This is a genomic window from Mycobacterium sp. IS-2888 (assembly GCF_001954215.1).
Taxonomy (GTDB): domain Bacteria; phylum Actinomycetota; class Actinomycetes; order Mycobacteriales; family Mycobacteriaceae; genus Mycobacterium.
Map to the genome: position 1 here is coordinate 20298 of NZ_MBET01000002.1, position 16898 is coordinate 37195.

A 16898-nucleotide genomic window follows, 5' to 3' on the forward strand; every position below is an offset into this window, starting at 1 on the left:
CCAAGCAAATGCAGCTAGGCATGATCGGACTTGGCCGAATGGGCGCCAACATCGTGCGCCGCGTGGCCAAGGACGGACACGAATGTGTGGTGTACGACCACAATCCCGACGCGGTCAAGGCGATGGCCGGTGAAGAGCGGACCACCGGGGCGAGTTCCCTCGCGGAGCTCCGCGACAAACTCGACGCACCACGCGTCGTCTGGGTAATGGTTCCCGCGGGCACCATCACCACTGGGGTGATCGAGGAGCTGGCCACCACGCTCGAGCCGGGCGACACCGTGATCGACGGCGGGAACTCGTACTACCGCGACGATATCCGTCATGCGAAGACATTGTCGGACAACGGTATTCACCTTTTGGACTGTGGCACCAGCGGCGGGGTGTGGGGCCGCGAGCGCGGCTACTGCCTGATGATCGGCGGGGACGACGAGGCGTTCGCCCGTGCCGAGCCGATCTTCGCCAGCGTCGCACCCGGCGTGGACGCGGCACCGCGTACGCCGGGCCGCGACGGTGAGGTGGCGCAATCGGAGCAGGGCTACTTGCATTGCGGTCCGTCCGGCGCAGGGCACTTCGTCAAGATGGTGCACAACGGGATCGAGTACGGGATGATGGCCTCGCTCGCGGAGGGGCTGAACATTCTGCGCAACGCCGACATCGGCAAGCACGTGCAGGAGGGCGACGCCGAAACGGCGCCACTGTCGAACCCCGAGTTCTATCAGTTCGACTTCGACATCCCCGAGGTCGCCGAGGTGTGGCGCCGGGGCAGCGTCATCGGTTCCTGGCTGCTGGATCTGACCGCCATCGCGCTGCACGAATCGCCTGAGCTGAAGGAGTTTTCGGGACGAGTCTCCGACTCCGGCGAGGGCCGGTGGACCGCCATCGCCGCGATCGACGAGGGCGTTCCCGCGCCGGTGCTAACGACGGCGCTGCAGGCCCGCTTCGCCTCGCGCAGCCTCGACGACTTCGCCAACAAGGCGCTCTCGGCGATGCGCAAGCAGTTCGGCGGGCACGCGGAGAAGCCCGCTAACTAACCCGCTCGACGAAGGTTACGACGGCTTCGCTGAAGGCGTCGTTGTCGTCGCCGGCGGCGGTGTGCCCCGCGTTCGACAGTTCGACGAACTCCGCATTGGGCACGGTCGCGAGGAAATGCTTGACGCCCTCGGGGCTGACGACGTCCGAGAGCTTCCCGCGTATCAACAAAACCGGGATCGTCAGTCCCCTGGCCGCCTGCTCGAAATTCTCGGTGCGCAGCTCGGGGTCGTCGCCGGGCTTGGTCATGAAGGCCGGGTCCCAGTGCCAGTACCAGCGTCCGTCACGCAGCCGCAGGTTCTTTTTCAGCCCCTCGGGGCTGCGTGGCTTCTCCCGGTAGGGCAGGTAGGCGGCAACGGCGTCGGCGGCCTGCTCGAGCGATTCGAATCCGTCGAGGCCGCTGAACATGAAGTCGCGGATGCGGGCGCTGCCGCCCTTCTCGAATCGCGGTACCACGTCGACGAGGACCAGTCTGGTCACCCGCGCGGGGCCGGCCCGGTGGGCGGCAAGGATGCCGGTCAGCCCGCCCATGCTCGCCCCGATGATCGCCACCGGGCGCCCAATGGCGTCCAGGACACGCATCACGTCCGCGGTCAGCGTCTCGACGTCGTAGTCGGCGTCGGGCGCGCGATCGCTGTCACCATGGCCTCTGGAGTCCAGCGCCACGACGTGAAACCCGTCGTCGGCCAGGATTTGCCCGGTGTTTTTCCAGGAAAACCGATTCTGACCGCCGCCGTGCAGCATCAGGATGGTTGGCCGGTTGGTGGCGCCGCGGTTCCATTCGTCGGCGACGAGAGTGATCCCGCCGGCACCGGAAAATTCGACCGTCGTAGGGCTGCTGCTAACGGCGCTCATGGGCGTCCTCTCGGTAGGTCGTCCTCCGACGTTACCTAGGTTGTCTATTCACCCCCGAGCGGGCCCCGGCGGCGGTGAGTTTCTGACGTCGTCGGGGTCAGTCAAGTACACACCCTGCACTAAGAAGAAGGAGGCGGCATGCCATCGATCACGCCCTCGCTCTGGTTCGACCACAACCTCGAGGACGCGGCCAGGTTCTACACCTCGGTGTTCCCCAATTCACACATCGAGGGCTTCAACCGCACCACCGAGGCCGGACCCGGCGAGCCGGGCACGGTCCTGTCGGGCAGCTTCGTTCTGGACGGCACGCGATTCATCGGCATCAATGGCGGCCCGACGTTCAACTTCAGCGAGGCGGTGTCGTTCACGATCCACTGCAAGGACCAGGACGAGGTCGACTACTACTGGGACCGGTTGAGCGACGGGGGCGAGGAATCGCAGTGCGGATGGCTGAAGGACCGCTTTGGTCTGAGTTGGCAGATCATTCCCGACCGACTCTTCGAATTGATCGGCCACCCGGACCGCGCCCGCGCGGCGGCGGCCACCCAGGCGATGTATGGGATGCGCAAGATCGTGATCGCCGAGCTGGAAAAGGCAGCGGAGCTCATCCCGTAGGCCGCCCGATAGTTCACCCATCGCCGAGTCGCTCCCGTCTTATATCCGCACGGGTACGTTGGTCCGTGCGGACGCGCCGAACAGGGAGTCAAGATGGGTGAACCAGGCTGGATCGACGTGCCCGGCCCCGGCGGGGATCTGAAGGCGCTGACCTGGGGTCCGAGCGACGGCCCGATCGCGCTGTGTCTGCACGGCTTCCCCGACACCGCCTACGGGTGGCGCAAGATGGCTCCGCGGTTGGCCGCGTCCGGTTGGCGAGTCGTCGCGCCGTTCATGCGGGGATACGCCCCGTCGGCGATCCCGGCCGACGGCAGTTTTCACGTCGGTGCCTTGATGGACGATGCTCTGCGCGTCCGCGCGGCGGCCGGCGGCACCGAGCGCGATGTGGTGATCGGACACGACTGGGGCGCAATGGCGGCCACCGGCCTGGCCGCGATGCCCGACAGCCCGTTCGTCAAGGCGGTGATCATGTCGGTGCCGGTGTCCGCGGCGTTCCGCCCGCTGGGACGGGTGACCGAGCGCGGCCGGCTGGCCCGCCTGCTATCACGTCAGCTGCTGCGCAGCTGGTACATCTTCTACTTCCAATTGCCTTGGCTGCCAGAGCGTTCCGCGTCCTGGGTGTTGCCGCTGTTGTGGCGTCGGTGGTCGCCCGGCTATCACGCGGATGAGGATCTCCGCCATGTCGACGCCGCGATCGGCACGGCGGAGAGCTGGCGTGCGGCGCTGGGACCGTACCGGGCCACGCTGCGCAACACCCGAGCCCCGCAGCGCTACGCCGAGTTGAACCGGCTCTGGACCGAGGCGCCCATCCTGCCGAGTTTGTATCTGCATGGTCGCGACGACGGTTGCATGACATCGGCTTTCACGCACTGGACGGAAAAGGCGCTCCCCGCCGGCAGCGAGGCGGCCATTGTCGAGCACGCCGGTCACTTTCTGCAGCTGGAACAGCCGGACAAGGTCGCCGACTTGGTGCTCGCGTTTGTCGGCCCATCCGGCTGAAGCCGTGTCGGCGCACCGCATGGCGGCCGTCGATGCCCAGTTCTATTGGATGTCGGCCAAGCTGCCCAACGATCAGTTCCTGCTCTACGCATTCGACGGTGCGCCGGCCGATCTGGGGCATGCCGTCGAACAGCTTCGCCGTCGCGCCGATGCTTGCGCGGAGCTGCGGATGAGGGTCGACGACGGCAGCCGAATGACCTACCCGCACTGGGTGCCCGCGGCCGTCGGGCCGGAGCGGGTGGTTTGTCACGACTTGGTCGATCAAAGTTGGCGCGGCTGCCTGGCTGCCGTCGTCGCGCTCGCACAAGACCAGCTCGACATCCGCCGGATGCCCTGGCGGATGCACGTCTTCACGCCGGTGCGCGGGATTCCCGGCGCCGCCGGCCCGGGCTGCGTCGCGGTGATGCAGGTCGCGCATGCGCTGGGCGACGGCGCCCGTGCCTCGGCGATGGCGGCATGGCTCTTCGGCCGGTCCGCGCCGGTGCCCGGGGTGACACGGCCGCGGGCGGGCTTTCTGCCGTGGCGGGCGGTCGAGGCGGCCCGCACCCATCAGCGGCTGGTCCGCGACACCCGCGCGGGACTCGTGGCGCCCGGGGTCGGCTCGCGGCCGCCGCTGCCCACCAATGAACGCCCTGAGGGCGTCCGCTCGGTGCGTACGTTGGTGCGGCACCGCTCGCAGGTGCCCGGGCCGACCGTCACGGTCGGGGTGCTGGCGGCGGTCTCCACGGCGCTGTCCGCGTTCCTGGGCGACGCCGCCGAGTCGCTGGGGGCCGAGGTGCCGATGGCTAAACCCGGTGTGCCGCATGCCCATAACCATTTCGCGAACGTCGTTGTCGGGCTGTATCCCGATCTTGACCCGAACGCGCGCATCGAGCGGATCGCGGCCGACCTGGCCAACGGCCGGCGTCGCATGGAGCACCCGGCCATGCGCTCGGCCGACCGGGCGTTCGCGGCGGTGCCCGCTGCACTGCTGCGCTGGGGCATCTCGCAATTCGATGCCGACGCCAGGCCGACGCAGGTAGCCGGCAACACGGTGGTGTCCAGCGTCAATCGCGGCCCCGCGGATCTGAGTTTCGGAGGTGCGCCGGTGGTGTTGACGGCCGGATACCCGGCGCTGTCGCCGGCGATGAGCCTGACGCACGGCGTGCACGGCATCGGCGATACCGTCGCGATCAGCGTGCATGCCGCGGAGTCGGCCTTTCGGCACGGCGCCGGCGTCGATGCCTACGTGCAACTGCTCGACGCGGCGCTGTGAGCTATTGCGCGTCGCCGGATTTTGCCGCTTGTTCGCGGGTCAGGCCGACGGCGCCGATCAGCTCCTCGTGCAGTTCGAACCACACGGTGTGGTAGGAGTCGATGAGCGGCCTGGTCAACCAGGCGCTCTCGCCGTCCTTGACTTTGCCCAGTGCCGCAAGCAGTTTCGACGAATAGGACGTCAGCCGCGGTAGCTGCCGGGCGGCCGCGTCGATGATCGGAACCACCCGGGCGTGCACCTCGTCCAGGCGGGCCAGCACCGCGGCGTCGTATTCGGCGTCGTCGTGGGTGTTGGGCTCGCCGCCCGGACCGCCTTTCAGTTGCCAGTCGGTGACCACCGCCTTGAAATCGGCGTTCACGGAACGAAAGTCGTCGTAGGCGGCGGCCATTGCGGCCGAGTCGATGCCCGTTCGCTCCTCGGCGAGCAGATGCTCCAGCCGGGCGCGGCCGCTGGAACTGAGCTTCAGCGTCGCGCCGTCGACCAACAAGCCCGACGCGGTCAGCCGTTCGACGGTGGTGGTGACGCCGTCGAGCTCTTCGCCCAGCGTCTTCGCCAAGTCAGGGGGAGCCACCCGGCCCTTCAGCCGGACCGCTTGCAGCACGGCCAATTCCGTCACTGGCCCGCCAACTTCAACGCGGTCAGCATGACGATCAGCGGGGTCGCCGACACCACGTCGCTGTGCCCGGCGTCCAGGGCCGCGCGCACCGCGGCCTCGGAGGTGTCGTTCAGCCTCGGGTGGTCGCCGGTGGTGTGGGCGCGCAGCGGGGCGATCGCTCGTGCGATGTCGGCCAGTTCGCGCAGCTCGGGCGTATCGTCCTCCGACCACGCGGAAAGTGTCAGATTGCCTTCGCGCACTTCGCCTTCGTTGCCGTCGACGGTGATCTGCCTGCCGGCCAGCTCCGCCGCGACTCCGCGGCCGCAACCCACCACGGCCACCCGGCCCAGTTCGCGGCTCACCACCGCGGCGTGACTGGCCGCCCCGCCCACCTCGGTGACGATGCCTTGTGCGGCCAGCATGCCCCGGACATCTTCGGGCCTGGTGTGATCGCGCACCAGGATGACCGGCTCACCCCGGTCGGCGGCGTCCAGTGCCGCGTCGACGTCGGTGTACGCCTGGCCCGATACCACGCCGGGACAGGCGGGTAGGCCGGTCGCCAGAAGCGGTGCGGCCAACCGTGTTTCGGGCTGCAGCGACGGACGCAGCAGGGCGGCGACGTGCGCCGGCGTCACCCGTCGCAGCGCCTCGGTGTCGTCGATGAGCCCCTCGCGCCGCAGTTGCAGCGCCAGCCGCACCGCCGCTTGCGCGGAGCGCTCGGCCGCCCGTGTCTGCAGCAGCCACAACTTGCCTTCTTCGACGGTGAACTCGATCTCTTGTACGTCGGATCCGAGCCGCTCCAGGCTGCGGGCGGCGTCCATCAGCTCGTCGTAGACGTCCGGTTGCTCGGCGCGCAATGCGGTGATCGGTTCGACGTCGACGAGCCCGGATACCACGTCGTCGCCCTGGCCGCCGGGCAGCCATTCACCGAACGGTTCGTCGGCGCCGGTGATCGGATTGCGCGAAAACACTGCCCCCGCACCGGAATTGGGTCCCTGATTCCCGAACACCATGGCCTGCACCACCACGGCGGTCGTTGCCCGGTCGTCCAGGCCGTAGTGGGCGCGATAGGCGACCGCGCGCGGTGAATTCCACGAGGCGAACACGGCTTCGATGCCCGCGCGCAACTGCGCATGCGCGTCGGCGGGTAAGGGTCCTGAGGTATCGCCCACAGTGCGTTGGTACGTGGCCGTGAACCGCCGTCGGGTGTCGCGGGCGAACTCGGGCGTCGCCTGCGCGGCGAGTGCGTGCTCCACGGCGTCGTTCATACCCAGGTTCAGGATCGTGTCCATCATGCCGGGCATGGAGTGTGTGCCTGCCGAGCGCACACTCACCAGCAGCGGACGCGGGCCCCGCCCGAAGGTGCGTGAGGTCTCGGCCTCCAGCCGGCTGATCCCGTCCAGCACCTCGTCCCAGATGGCATCCATCGTCGCCGCCGGGTGGGCGTGATACTTCAGGCCCACTGCGGTGGTGATGCAGAACGCGGGCGGCACCGGCAAATTCTGCCGGCGCATCACGTCGATGCCGTGGCCCTTGTTGCCCAGCAGCTCGCGCGGGAGATTCGCGTCGCCGTCGAGCAACACGACCGCCACGGTGCACCCCCTCGTCAGCGGCCCGCCCCCGGTGGGACCTTCCCAGCAGGCCTCGACGAGTATGTCAGGAGCCTCCGCGCAGCAGTCCGAAGCCGAAGTTCGTGCCGAACCCGCGACGCAGCGCCAGGTGGATCCAGAGCAGCCCGTAGGGCTCGAGCAGCCGTGCCAGCGTCAGGTCGCCGACGTCGATGGTCTCGAAGCCGAGCTCGGCGACCAGCCCGGCGGTCACAGACCGGGCCTCGTCGTCGTCGCCGCAGACGAACATCACCGGTTGGCCCGGTAGTTGCGGTGCGTCCATCATCGGGAAACCGATCTGGTTCATCGCCTTGCAGACCCGGGCGCCGGGCGCCCACTTCGCGACCTCTTCCCCGCCCGAGGTGGAGTGCCCGACTTCTAATGCCGTGACGTCGGGGGTCAGCGGGTTGGTGCAATCGATGAGGACTTTGCCGGTGAGGTCGCCGCAGCCCTGCACCGCCGACTGCGTCGTCTGCCACGGCGTGCACAGCACGACGACTTCGGCGGCGGCCGCGGCGGATTCGTTCGTCTCGACGCCGCCGAGCGCGGCGTATTTCGGGTCGCTGGGGTTGCGGACACCGAATGTGACCTGGTGGCCGCGATTGCGCCAGGCGGTGCCCAACGTGGTGCCGACATTGCCGGCGCCGATGATCGCGATCTTGATGCCGGACTCCTTTCCGTCCAGGAACGCTACTCGCGAACGCGACTGACCCATGATCTAGGTTTGCAGCTATGAATGTGTATGACGTCGGGTTACTGATCCTGCGGCTGGTGCTGGGACTGACACTCGCCGCGCATGGCTTCAACAAGTTCTTCGGCGGCGGCCGGATACCGGGCACCGCGCGATGGTTCGAGAGCATCGGCATGAAGCCCGGTAAGTTCCACGCCACCGTGGCCGCCACCACGGAAGTCTCCGCCGGACTCGGGCTGGCCGCCGGGCTGCTTACCCCGATCCCGGCCGCGGGCTTCGTGTCGCTGATGCTGGTCGCGGCGTGGACTGTGCATCGCCCCAACGGCTTCTTCATCGTCAAGGAGGGCTGGGAGTACAACCTGGTGCTGGCGGTCAGCGCCGTGGTGGTGGCGACGCTGGGCGCCGGGCGGCTCAGCCTGGATTGGCTGATCTTCGGGAAGAACTGGCTCGACGGCTGGCCAGGCCTGGTGCTGTCGGTAGCGCTCGGCCTCGGCGGGGCCATCGGCCAGTTGCTGATCTTCTACCGGCCGCCTGCAAAGCAAGCCGGGTAAGTCGTCACGCCGGCGTTGGCGAGGCGACCGCCTCGGTATCGAGTGCCATCACCTCGGCCGCCGCGCGTTCGCCGGAGCGGATCGCGCCGTCGATCCAGCCGCACATGATCGCGGAGCTCTCCGTCCCGGCCCAGTGGACGCGGCCGCATGGCTCGCGCAGGGTGTATCCGAACTCGGTGAGCACGCCCGGCGGGGCGTGGCCGATCATCCCGCCGCCGGAGTAGCGCTCGGTGGTCCAGTTCTGCTCGTGGAATTCCAGCGGCGCTTTGGCCTTGCTGCCGAAGCGATCCACGAGTTCGCCGATGACGATCGCTTTTCGTTCGGCCTCGTCGAGTTTTGTCAGCCGGCGCGCCGCGGGGCCTTCGGTGATGACGCACATGATCCCGGGGTTACCGGTGTCCGTGCACGCATCGATGGTCAGTGAGGCCGGGGTTCCCGGTGCGGCCGACTGGCCGGACAGCCCATCAGCGCGCCAGAACGGCTCGTCGTAGATCGCCGAGATCTTGATGACCGCGCCGCTGGGCATCCGCTGATGCAGCAGCGCCCGATCCACCGGCAGCATCGGCTCGTAGACGATCGAGCTGGCGACCGCCAACGGTATCGCCACGATGGCCCGCCCAGCCCGCACCGTCAAACCGTCCGCGGTCACGGTCACGCCGTCGTCGTCTTGGGTGATCTGCCGGACCGGCTGCGAAAGGTGCAGTGCGTCGCCCAGTGCGGCCACCATCGGGCGGTGCAGGGCGCCCATCCCACCCACGGGCCGGGCTTCCTGGGCGCCGCCCTTGACTGAAATGACGAACGTCGCACCCCCGCCGGAGGACCCCATCTGCGTCAGCGCCCACAGCAGCGACGTCTCCGACCCCGCCGAGGTGTAGGTGCCGGCCAGCACCATGTCCAGCATCTCGCGGGCTTGCTTGGACATGGTGTTGTTCGCGATCCATTCACCAACGGTGATGCGGTCCCACTCGGCGGCGTGCTTTGCCTCCCACGGCGCTTCGAGCGGGATCGATTTGCACATCTTGTCGAACGAGAGCAAACCGATGCCAAGGTTGGTGACGGCCCAGGGGCTCATGGTCCACGGGATGGTGCCGCCATAGCGGTGCTTCTTGCCGCCGACGATCATCATCGATTCACCGTCGAGGTGTTGTTTGTATTCCGGCACACCGAATTCGCTCATCATCGCGTAGATCCGGTCCTGGCCAGGCCCGATCCAGGCGCCGCCGCGGTCGATCCACACGCCGTCGTCACGAGTGACGGTGAACGTGCGACCGCCGACCCGGTCGCGCGCCTCCAGCAGGGCCACCGAGCGGCCCGCCTGCTTCAGCCGGAACGCGGCCGTCAAACCGGCGAAACCCGCTCCGACCACGCAATAATCGACATCGGCCACGACTGGCTCCTCACCTAGCCCCGCCCCAGCAGCAAACTACACCGATAGCGGCGCGCGACGTGGCGTGTTTACCCGGATTTCTCGGGTTGCTCGATGGTTTGACTTGCGGACCGGTTGCGGGCCGGGCCGCGGCCGTTCACAGGTGATGGGCCCGATTGCCACCGCATCGTTTGGCCGTGTACATCGCGCTGTCGGCGACGTCGATGAGTTTTTCAATGAGTCCGAGTGCGTCGAATGTGCCCATCGGGGGTAGTTCGGCGGTCGCCGTACCGATGCTGGCCGTCAGTCCCAGGGGAAGCGCGGCGATGGCGGCACGCAATCGCGCCGAGATTGGCTCGGCGTCCGGCGACGGGCTAGTGGCGGCGATGAGGAACTCTTCCCCGCCCGCGCGGCAAACCATTGCCGTCGGCGACACTTGCTGCCGCAGCACGCCGGCGACGGCGATCAGCGCGCGGTCACCCGCGGCGTGACCGAAGGTGTCATTAATCCGTTTGAACGCGTCGAGGTCGATCATGACCATGGTCAGATGGGTCGTGTCAGCGTGTGGATTGGTCAGTCTGCGGGTTAGCGCGGCGATGAACCCTCTACGGTTGAACAGGCCGGTCAGCGCGTCTTCGTCGGCGCGTACTGCGTATGTCCCCATTGCCCGCGACATCCCGCGCATCGCCAGGGGGACCGACAAGTTGAGCATTGAGATCACCCAAAACGCTGCGATTCCCGTTCCGATGTCGCTCTCGCGAGCCAGGTGCACGGCAGCCACGACAGAGACTGTGACCGCCAAGCCGACGTTGAACACCAGAAGTCTATTGCTGTGAAACAGCGCGACATATCCGCTATTAATCGCGAGAGCGCTGCAGCCCACTGCCGCCAGGGCGGCGGTTGGCTGGGTCAGGCTCCACCCGGCAATGCATGTCGCGGCGACAACCCCGAAGATTTCCGATTGGATCCGGGTCGGCCAGCGCGTCAACCAGAAGACACTTACCGCAACGACGAACCCTGCCGCGGTCGCATTGATGAGCACGACCCCGGCGGTGCGGTGATGCGTGCTGAGCAGTGAGGTCACCGGGACAAGCGCCGATATCAGGGAGATGACGGCCAGGGTCCACTGCGTCGCGCGAAGCAGCCCGCGGTCGCGCAAGATATCCGTGATCCAGTCGAACTGATCAGCCCGAGCCAGCCACGACGCGAATCGGGACACGCTTCGCACCTCCCTTCGGAGATAGCTCAGCATCAAACTCCGGTCGGGGGAGCAATTGTGACAAATCGGCAAACGTCCAGTTCGAATATTGACCCGCAACCGGCTTTGCATAGGGTGCGGCTCATGTTGGTGCATACCGTTCGGACGCGGCGTAGCTCCGATGACTTTCCGCGCGCCGAACATCTGGCCGCCAAGATCGCCGAGGTCGCCGCCGATCCGGTTGCCGTCGAGCCGGATACCGCGGAGATGGTGGCGAATCGGATCATCGACAACGCCGCCGTCAGCGCCGCGGCCGTGCTGCGCCGTCCGGTCGCCGTGGCCCGCATGCAGGCGCTGGCGCATCCCGCGCGGCCGGGGGCTGCGGTCTTCGGCGTCGGGGGCGGTTATTCGGCCGAATGGGCGGCGTGGGCCAACGGCGTCGCCGTGCGCGAGCTCGACTTCCACGACACGTTTCTGGCCGCGGAATACTCTCATCCCGGCGACAACATCCCGCCACTCGTCGCGGTGGCGCAGCAGCTCGGCGTGCCCGGTGCCGACCTGATGCGCGGCGTGGCGACCGCATACGAAATCCAGATCGGCCTGTCGCGCGGAATCTGCTTGCACGAGCACAAGATTGACCATGTCGCGCATCTCGGACCCTCGGTGGCCGCCGGTCTGGGAACCATGCTTCGGCTGGACACCGAGACCATTTACCACGCGATCGGACAAGCGCTGCACCTGACAACGAGCACCCGCCAATCCCGCAAGGGCCTGATCTCCAGCTGGAAGGCGTTCGCGCCGGCGCACGCCGGAAAGATCGCCATCGAGGCGGTCGACCGGGCGATGCGCGGCGAGCGCTCACCGGCGCCGATTTGGGAGGGCGAGGACGGCGTGATCGCCTGGCTGCTGGGTGGACCCGAGCGCGAGTATCACGTGCCGCTGCCCGCTCCCGGCGAGCCGAAGCGGGCCATCCTGGACAGCTACACCAAGGAGCATTCGGCGGAGTACCAGAGTCAGGCGCCGATCGACATGGCACGGCGGCTGCGCCAGCGCCTAGGCGATCTCGACGAGGTCGCCTCGATCGTGCTGCACACCAGCCACCACACCCACGTGGTGATCGGGACGGGATCTGGGGATCCGCAAAAGTTCGATCCCGACGCGTCACGGGAAACGCTCGACCACTCGCTGCCCTATATCTTTGCCGTCGCACTGCAGGACGGCGCCTGGCATCACGAACGCTCCTACGCGCCGGAGCGTGCCCACCGGCGCGACACCGTCGAGCTGTGGCGCAAGATCTCCACCGTCGAAGACCCCGAATGGACCCGCCGGTACCACTCGACGGATCCGGCCTTCGGCGCCCGGGCGGAGGTGACCCTCAAGAGCGGCGAGGTGATCTGTGACGAGCTGGCCGTCGCCGACGCACATCCATTGGGGGCGCGGCCTTTTCGGCGCCCGCAGTATGTGCAGAAGTTCTCCGACCTCGCCGACGGCATCGTCGACCCCGCCGAGCAGCGCCGGTTTCTGTCCGCGGTGGAATCGCTGGCCGAGCTCGAGGCCGTGGATGCGCTGAACGTGGTGATCGACCCGCGGGTACTGCAGACGGCGCCGGTCATCCCGCCGGGGATCTTCGGCTGAGTTCGATTGTGCTGCCTTGGCTTTGAGTGTGAATCGTGGGTGAATCCGCCCGGCGTGTCGCCGCCGTGGGCTCACACTCGAAGCCGTTTGCGCACACTCGAGCGGTCGGGCTAAGGCGTGGAGGGTCCGCCGTACTGCCACACCAGCGTGTGGTCGCCGGTCATCGTCGGGTTGCACCACATCATCCGGGCATTGACGTCTTTGGTGGTTGCGTGCAATACCGTGCACGTATCTCCGGGTGCCGGTGGGTCGGCGCGAGCGGTACCGCCCGCCGCGGCGAATGCGACCGGTGCCACGGCAGCGATCAGCGCCGCGATGCCGTATCGAAATTTGCTCATGATGGATGTCTCCCCAGGACATGCCGACCCGACCTCACCGTATCCGGCGAAAGAGCCGCAGGCAAAGGATTCTTGCCCCTACCCAAGCCATGCGCCTAGAACGCGTTCTAATCTGTCAAACCATGGGATTTCTCAAGCCTGATCTGCCGCAGATCGACATGGCCGAGTGGAGCAAGGGCACCCGCAGCGAGAAGATCCGCCCGATGGCCAAGCACTGGGCCGAGGTGGGCTTCGGCACACCCGTCGCGCTGCACCTGTTCTACGTCGTCAAAATCCTTCTCTACATCCTTTTCGCGTGGTTGTTTGCCTCGGCCACCAACGGAATCGGCGGGTTCACCAACGTCGCGTCGTGGTGGTCGGAACCGATCGTGTTCGAGAAGGTCGTGCTCTACACGATGCTCTTCGAGGTGATCGGGCTGGGCTGCGGCTTCGGTCCGCTGAACAACCGGTTCTTCCCACCCCTGGGCTCGATCCTGTACTGGATGCGGTTCGGCACCATCCGGTTGCCACCGTGGCCCGATCGCGTGCCGGGGACCAGCGGCACCAAGCGCACCCCGTTCGATGTCGCGCTGTACGCGCTGCTGTTGCTGGTGACGCTGCGGGCGCTCTTCTCGGACGGTACCGGGCCGGTGCCCGAGCTCGGCACGACGATCGGGCTGCTCCCGACGTGGGAAATCGTGACGATCCTGCTCCTCGTCGGCGTGCTGGGGCTACGCGACAAGGTGATCTTTCTCGCCGCCCGCGGCGAGGTGTACGTGACCTTGACGGTGACGTTCTTATTCGGGGGCGTCGACATGATCGTCGCCGCGAAGCTGGTGTTTCTGGTGATCTGGATGGGCGCGGCGACGTCGAAGCTCAACAAGCACTTCCCGTTCGTGATCTCCACGATGATGTCCAACAACCCGCTGATGCGGCCCCGATGGCTGAAACGGCGCTTCTTCGAGAAGTTCCCGGACGACCTGCGGCCCGGGCTGCTGTCGCGGCTGCTCGCTCACCTGAGCACCGCCATCGAGATGTTGGTCCCGCTGCCGCTGTTCTTCTGCCACGGCGGCTGGCCGACCACGATCGCGGCCATCGTCATGGTGTGCTTCCACCTGGGAATCCTGGTGTCCATCCCCATGGGGGTGCCGCTGGAGTGGAACGTCTTCATGATCTTCGGGGTGTTGTCGTTGTTCGTCGCGCATGCCCGCTTGGGCTTGGGCGATCTGAAACACCCTGTGCCGGTGGCGATCCTGTTCGTCGTCATCGCGGGAATCGTCGCGCTGGGCAACATGTTCCCGCGCAAGATCTCGTTCCTGCCGGGCATGCGCTATTACGCCGGAAACTGGGACACCACGCTGTGGTGCATCAAGCCTTCGGCCAACGACAAGATCAGCCGGGGCATCGTGGCGATCGCCAGCATGCCGCAGGCGCAGCTGGAGCGGTTCTACGGCAGCCCGGAAGCCGCGCAGATCCCGATCTACATGGGCTATGCGTTCCGCGGATTCAACACGCATGGCCGCGCGCTGTTCACGTTGGCGCACCGCGCGATGGCCGGCCAGAACGAGGACGACTATGTCATCACCGATGGCGAGCGCATCTGCAGCACCGCCATCGGCTGGAACTTCGGCGACGGCCACATGCACAACGAACAACTGATCACCGCGATGCAGGAGCGCTGTCACTTCGAGCCGGGCGAGGTGCGCGTGGTCCTGCTCGACGCGCAGCCGATCCACAAGCAGACCCAGGAATATCGCCTAGTCGACGCCGCCACAGGCGAATTCGAGCGCGGCATCGTCCGGGTCGCCGACATGGTGACCCGGCAACCGTGGGCCGACGACGTCCCGGTCCAGGTGCTGTCCGGGACTGCCGCGTCAACCTAGGCCGACGCCCGGACTTCCCGCGCGGCGGCGACCATGTTCCGCAGCGACGCGGTGACCTCGTCGACGTTGCGGGTCTTCAGCCCGCAGTCGGGATTGACCCAAAGCCGTTGCGCCGGAACGGCGCGCAGCGCCGCACGCAACGACTCGGCCATTTCGCGTTCGCTCGGCACCCGCGGCGAGTGGATGTCATAGACGCCCGGACCTACGCTGTTGGCGAAGCCGGCGGCGTTCAGGTCGTCCAGTACCTCCATGTGTGAGCGCGCCGCCTCGATGGACGTGACGTCGGCGTCGAGGTCGGCGATGGCGCCGATGACGTCGCCGAACTCCGAGTAGCACAGGTGCGTGTGGATCTGCGTCGAGTCGGCTACCCCAGACGTGGCCAACCGGAAAGCGCCTACGGCCCAACGCAAGTACTCGTCCTGCTCGGCGCGACGCAACGGCAGTAGCTCGCGCAACGCCGGCTCGTCGACCTGGATGACCGCGATACCGGCGTCCTGCAGATCCACGGTCTCGTCCCGAATGGCCAGGGCCACTTGGTTGGCGGTATCGGCCAGCGGCTGGTCGTCGCGGACGAACGACCACGCCAGGATTGTGACAGGTCCCGTCAACATCCCCTTCACCGGCTTGTCGGTCAGCGACTGCGCATAGGTGATCCACTCGACCGTCATCGGATGGGTGCGCACCACGTCGCCGTAAAGGATCGGCGGGCGCACGCAGCGGCTGCCGTAGGACTGCACCCAGCCGTTCTGGGTGGCGAAGAAGCCCTCGAGCTGCTCGGCGAAGTACTGCACCATGTCGTTGCGCTCCGGCTCACCGTGCACCAGCACGTCCAGGCCGAGTTGCTCCTGCAGCGCGATGACGTCGGCGATCTCCTTGCGCATCTTGCCGACGTACTCGGCCTCGTCGATCTCACCGGCCCGAAAGGCCGCGCGTGCCTTGCGGATTGCCGACGTCTGCGGGTACGAGCCGATCGTCGTGGTCGGCAGCGGGGGCAGCTGTAGCCGCGCCTCCTGGCTCGCGCGGCGGGCGGCCGCGTCACCGCGATGGGTGCCCGACGCGACGATCGAGTCGATCCGGGCCCGGACTTGTCCGTTGTGCAGCCGCGGGTCGCCGCGACGGGAGGCCACGGCGGCGTTGGACGCCGCGATCTCGTCGGCGACGGTGTCGCGTCCGTCGTGCAGCGCCCGCGCCAGCGTCACCACCTCGGCGACCTTCTCCCGCCCGAAGGCCAGCCAGCCGCGCAGGGCGTCGTCGAGCTCGGTTTCCGGCTCCAGCGAGTACGGCACGTGCATCGTCGAGCACGACGTCGATACCGCGACGTTGGCCGCCGAGCCGAGCAGGGTCGCCAGTTTGCCCAGCGCCGCCTCCAGGTCGGTGCGCCAGACATTGCGTCCGTCGACGATGCCCGCCACCAGGGTCTTGCCGACCAATTCCGGGATGCCGGCCGCGGCCGTCTCGGTGCCGGCGACCAGGTCGACGCCGATCGCCTCAATGGGTGTGCGGGCAAGCCCCGCCAGGGACGCGCCCGGGTCGCCGAAGTAGGTCGCGACGTGGATCGCGGGGCGGTTGCTCGCCGAGCCCAGCGCGTTGTAGACGGCCTCGGCCAGCGCGGGCGCGTCGGGGGAGATGTCGGTTACCAGCGCCGGCTCGTCGAACTGCACCCACTGCGCGCCGTTGTCGGCGAGCAGCGACAGCAGCTCGGAGTAGATCGGGACCAGCTCCTGCAGTCGCCCGATCGGTGCATCCCCGCCGTTGACGCCCTTGCTCAACAGCAGGAAGGTCACCGGTCCGATGACGACCGGACGCGCCGGAATACCTTGTCCGAGCGCCTCTTTCAGCTCGGAAAGGACCTTGTCCGGGTTCAGCGCGAACCGGGTTGCGGGCTCGATCTCGGGAACCAGGTAGTGGTAGTTGGTGTCGAACCACTTGGTCATCTCCAGCGGCGCGACCTCGTCATTGCCGCGCGCGGCGGCGAAGTATCGGTCGAGCTCGTCGGGCACATTCGCGGCCCTGGCCGGTAGGGCGCCGAGCATGACGGCCGTGTCGAGCATCTGGTCGTAGTACGAGAAGGTGTTCACCGGCACCGAATCCAGGCCTGCGGCCGCCAGGCTTGCCCACATGTCGTGGCGCAATGTGGCGGCGACGGACTCCAATTCCGATCGGCTGGTGCGTCCGGCCCAGTAGCCTTCGGTCGCGCGCTTGAGTTCGCGTTTCGGGCCGATGCGCGGCGAGCCGGTAACCGTGGCGGTGAATGGTTGACTACTTACGAAGTGAGTCACGATGTCGTCCTTCATTCGACGGT

At 67.4% G+C, this 16898-nt stretch carries 15 protein-coding genes; 7 read left to right on the forward strand and 8 right to left on the reverse strand.

Features of this window, described 5'->3' with window-relative positions; translation table 11 throughout:
* Nucleotides 1-8 precede the first annotated feature (8 nt).
* Nucleotides 9-1031: a phosphogluconate dehydrogenase (NAD(+)-dependent, decarboxylating) gene (gene gnd, locus A5745_RS00135; RefSeq protein ID WP_076059306.1), complete on the forward strand. Its 1023-nt coding sequence runs from the start codon at nt 9-11 to the stop codon at nt 1029-1031.
* Here gnd and A5745_RS00140 read toward each other — a convergent pair.
* Complete coding sequence (locus A5745_RS00140; protein WP_076059307.1) at nt 1024-1884, reverse strand: alpha/beta fold hydrolase; 861 nt, start codon at nt 1882-1884, stop codon at nt 1024-1026. The two genes, gnd and A5745_RS00140, sit on opposite strands and share 8 nt — an antisense overlap.
* Before the next feature lie 138 nt (nt 1885-2022).
* Between A5745_RS00140 and A5745_RS00145 the strand changes: the two genes are divergently transcribed.
* The 3 genes from A5745_RS00145 (at nt 2023) to A5745_RS00155 (ending at nt 4753) form a co-directional block, all read left to right on the forward strand.
* Complete coding sequence (locus A5745_RS00145) at nt 2023-2499, forward strand: VOC family protein (RefSeq protein ID WP_076059309.1); 477 nt, start codon at nt 2023-2025, stop codon at nt 2497-2499.
* 93 nt (nt 2500-2592) lie between these two features.
* Complete coding sequence (locus A5745_RS00150) at nt 2593-3498, forward strand: alpha/beta fold hydrolase (RefSeq protein WP_076059311.1); 906 nt, start codon at nt 2593-2595, stop codon at nt 3496-3498.
* Between the two features lie 4 nt (nt 3499-3502).
* Nucleotides 3503-4753, forward strand: coding sequence for a WS/DGAT domain-containing protein (locus tag A5745_RS00155; RefSeq protein WP_076059313.1), 1251 nt, complete (start codon nt 3503-3505; stop codon nt 4751-4753).
* 1 nt (nt 4754) lies between these two features.
* Here A5745_RS00155 and A5745_RS00160 read toward each other — a convergent pair whose 3' ends face one another.
* The 3 genes from A5745_RS00160 to A5745_RS00170 are packed head-to-tail and all read right to left on the reverse strand — an operon-like array spanning nt 4755 to nt 7670.
* Nucleotides 4755-5369 (reverse strand): MarR family transcriptional regulator, encoded by a 615-nt coding sequence (locus A5745_RS00160; protein WP_076114699.1) that lies wholly within the window; start codon nt 5367-5369, stop codon nt 4755-4757.
* Nucleotides 5366-6958: a pyruvate, phosphate dikinase gene (locus A5745_RS00165; RefSeq protein WP_175879739.1), complete on the reverse strand. Its 1593-nt coding sequence runs from the start codon at nt 6956-6958 to the stop codon at nt 5366-5368. Before A5745_RS00165 ends, A5745_RS00160 begins: the two co-directional genes overlap by 4 nt.
* 46 nt (nt 6959-7004) lie before the next feature.
* Entirely contained in the window at nt 7005-7670 is a 666-nt protein-coding gene (locus A5745_RS00170; protein WP_254848465.1) for an NADPH-dependent F420 reductase, read from the reverse strand.
* Between the two features lie 17 nt (nt 7671-7687).
* Here A5745_RS00170 and A5745_RS00175 point away from each other — a divergent pair, with 17 nt between their 5' ends.
* Nucleotides 7688-8197, forward strand: coding sequence for a DoxX family protein (locus tag A5745_RS00175; protein ID WP_076114701.1), 510 nt, complete (start codon nt 7688-7690; stop codon nt 8195-8197).
* Between the two features lie 4 nt (nt 8198-8201).
* Here A5745_RS00175 and A5745_RS00180 read toward each other — a convergent pair whose 3' ends face one another.
* Nucleotides 8202-9584 (reverse strand): FAD-dependent oxidoreductase, encoded by a 1383-nt coding sequence (locus A5745_RS00180; RefSeq protein ID WP_076114702.1) that lies wholly within the window; start codon nt 9582-9584, stop codon nt 8202-8204.
* Nucleotides 9585-9720: 136 nt separating this feature from the next.
* Nucleotides 9721-10965, reverse strand: coding sequence for a diguanylate cyclase (locus A5745_RS00185; RefSeq protein WP_083662621.1), 1245 nt, complete (start codon nt 10963-10965; stop codon nt 9721-9723).
* Here A5745_RS00185 and prpD point away from each other — a divergent pair.
* Nucleotides 10906-12396, forward strand: a complete 1491-nt coding sequence (prpD, locus tag A5745_RS00190) for a 2-methylcitrate dehydratase PrpD (protein ID WP_139329366.1) — start codon at nt 10906-10908, stop codon at nt 12394-12396. The genes A5745_RS00185 and prpD overlap by 60 nt on opposite strands.
* A 110-nt stretch (nt 12397-12506) precedes the next feature.
* On the opposite strand, the gene A5745_RS00195 is transcribed toward prpD, so the two are convergent.
* Nucleotides 12507-12734, reverse strand: a complete 228-nt coding sequence (locus A5745_RS00195) for a hypothetical protein (protein WP_076114705.1) — start codon at nt 12732-12734, stop codon at nt 12507-12509.
* Nucleotides 12735-12856: 122 nt separating this feature from the next.
* On the opposite strand from A5745_RS00195, the gene A5745_RS00200 reads away from it, so the two are divergent.
* On the forward strand, nt 12857-14596 hold the full coding sequence (locus A5745_RS00200) for a DUF3556 domain-containing protein (protein ID WP_076059327.1): 1740 nt from the start codon (nt 12857-12859) through the stop codon (nt 14594-14596).
* Here A5745_RS00200 and metE read toward each other — a convergent pair.
* The gene (metE, locus tag A5745_RS00205) at nt 14593-16875 is read right to left on the reverse strand and encodes a 5-methyltetrahydropteroyltriglutamate--homocysteine S-methyltransferase (RefSeq protein ID WP_254848466.1); all 2283 of its coding nucleotides are present in this window, start codon (nt 16873-16875) and stop codon (nt 14593-14595) included. The two genes, A5745_RS00200 and metE, sit on opposite strands and share 4 nt — an antisense overlap.
* Nucleotides 16876-16898: the final 23 nt, after the last annotated feature.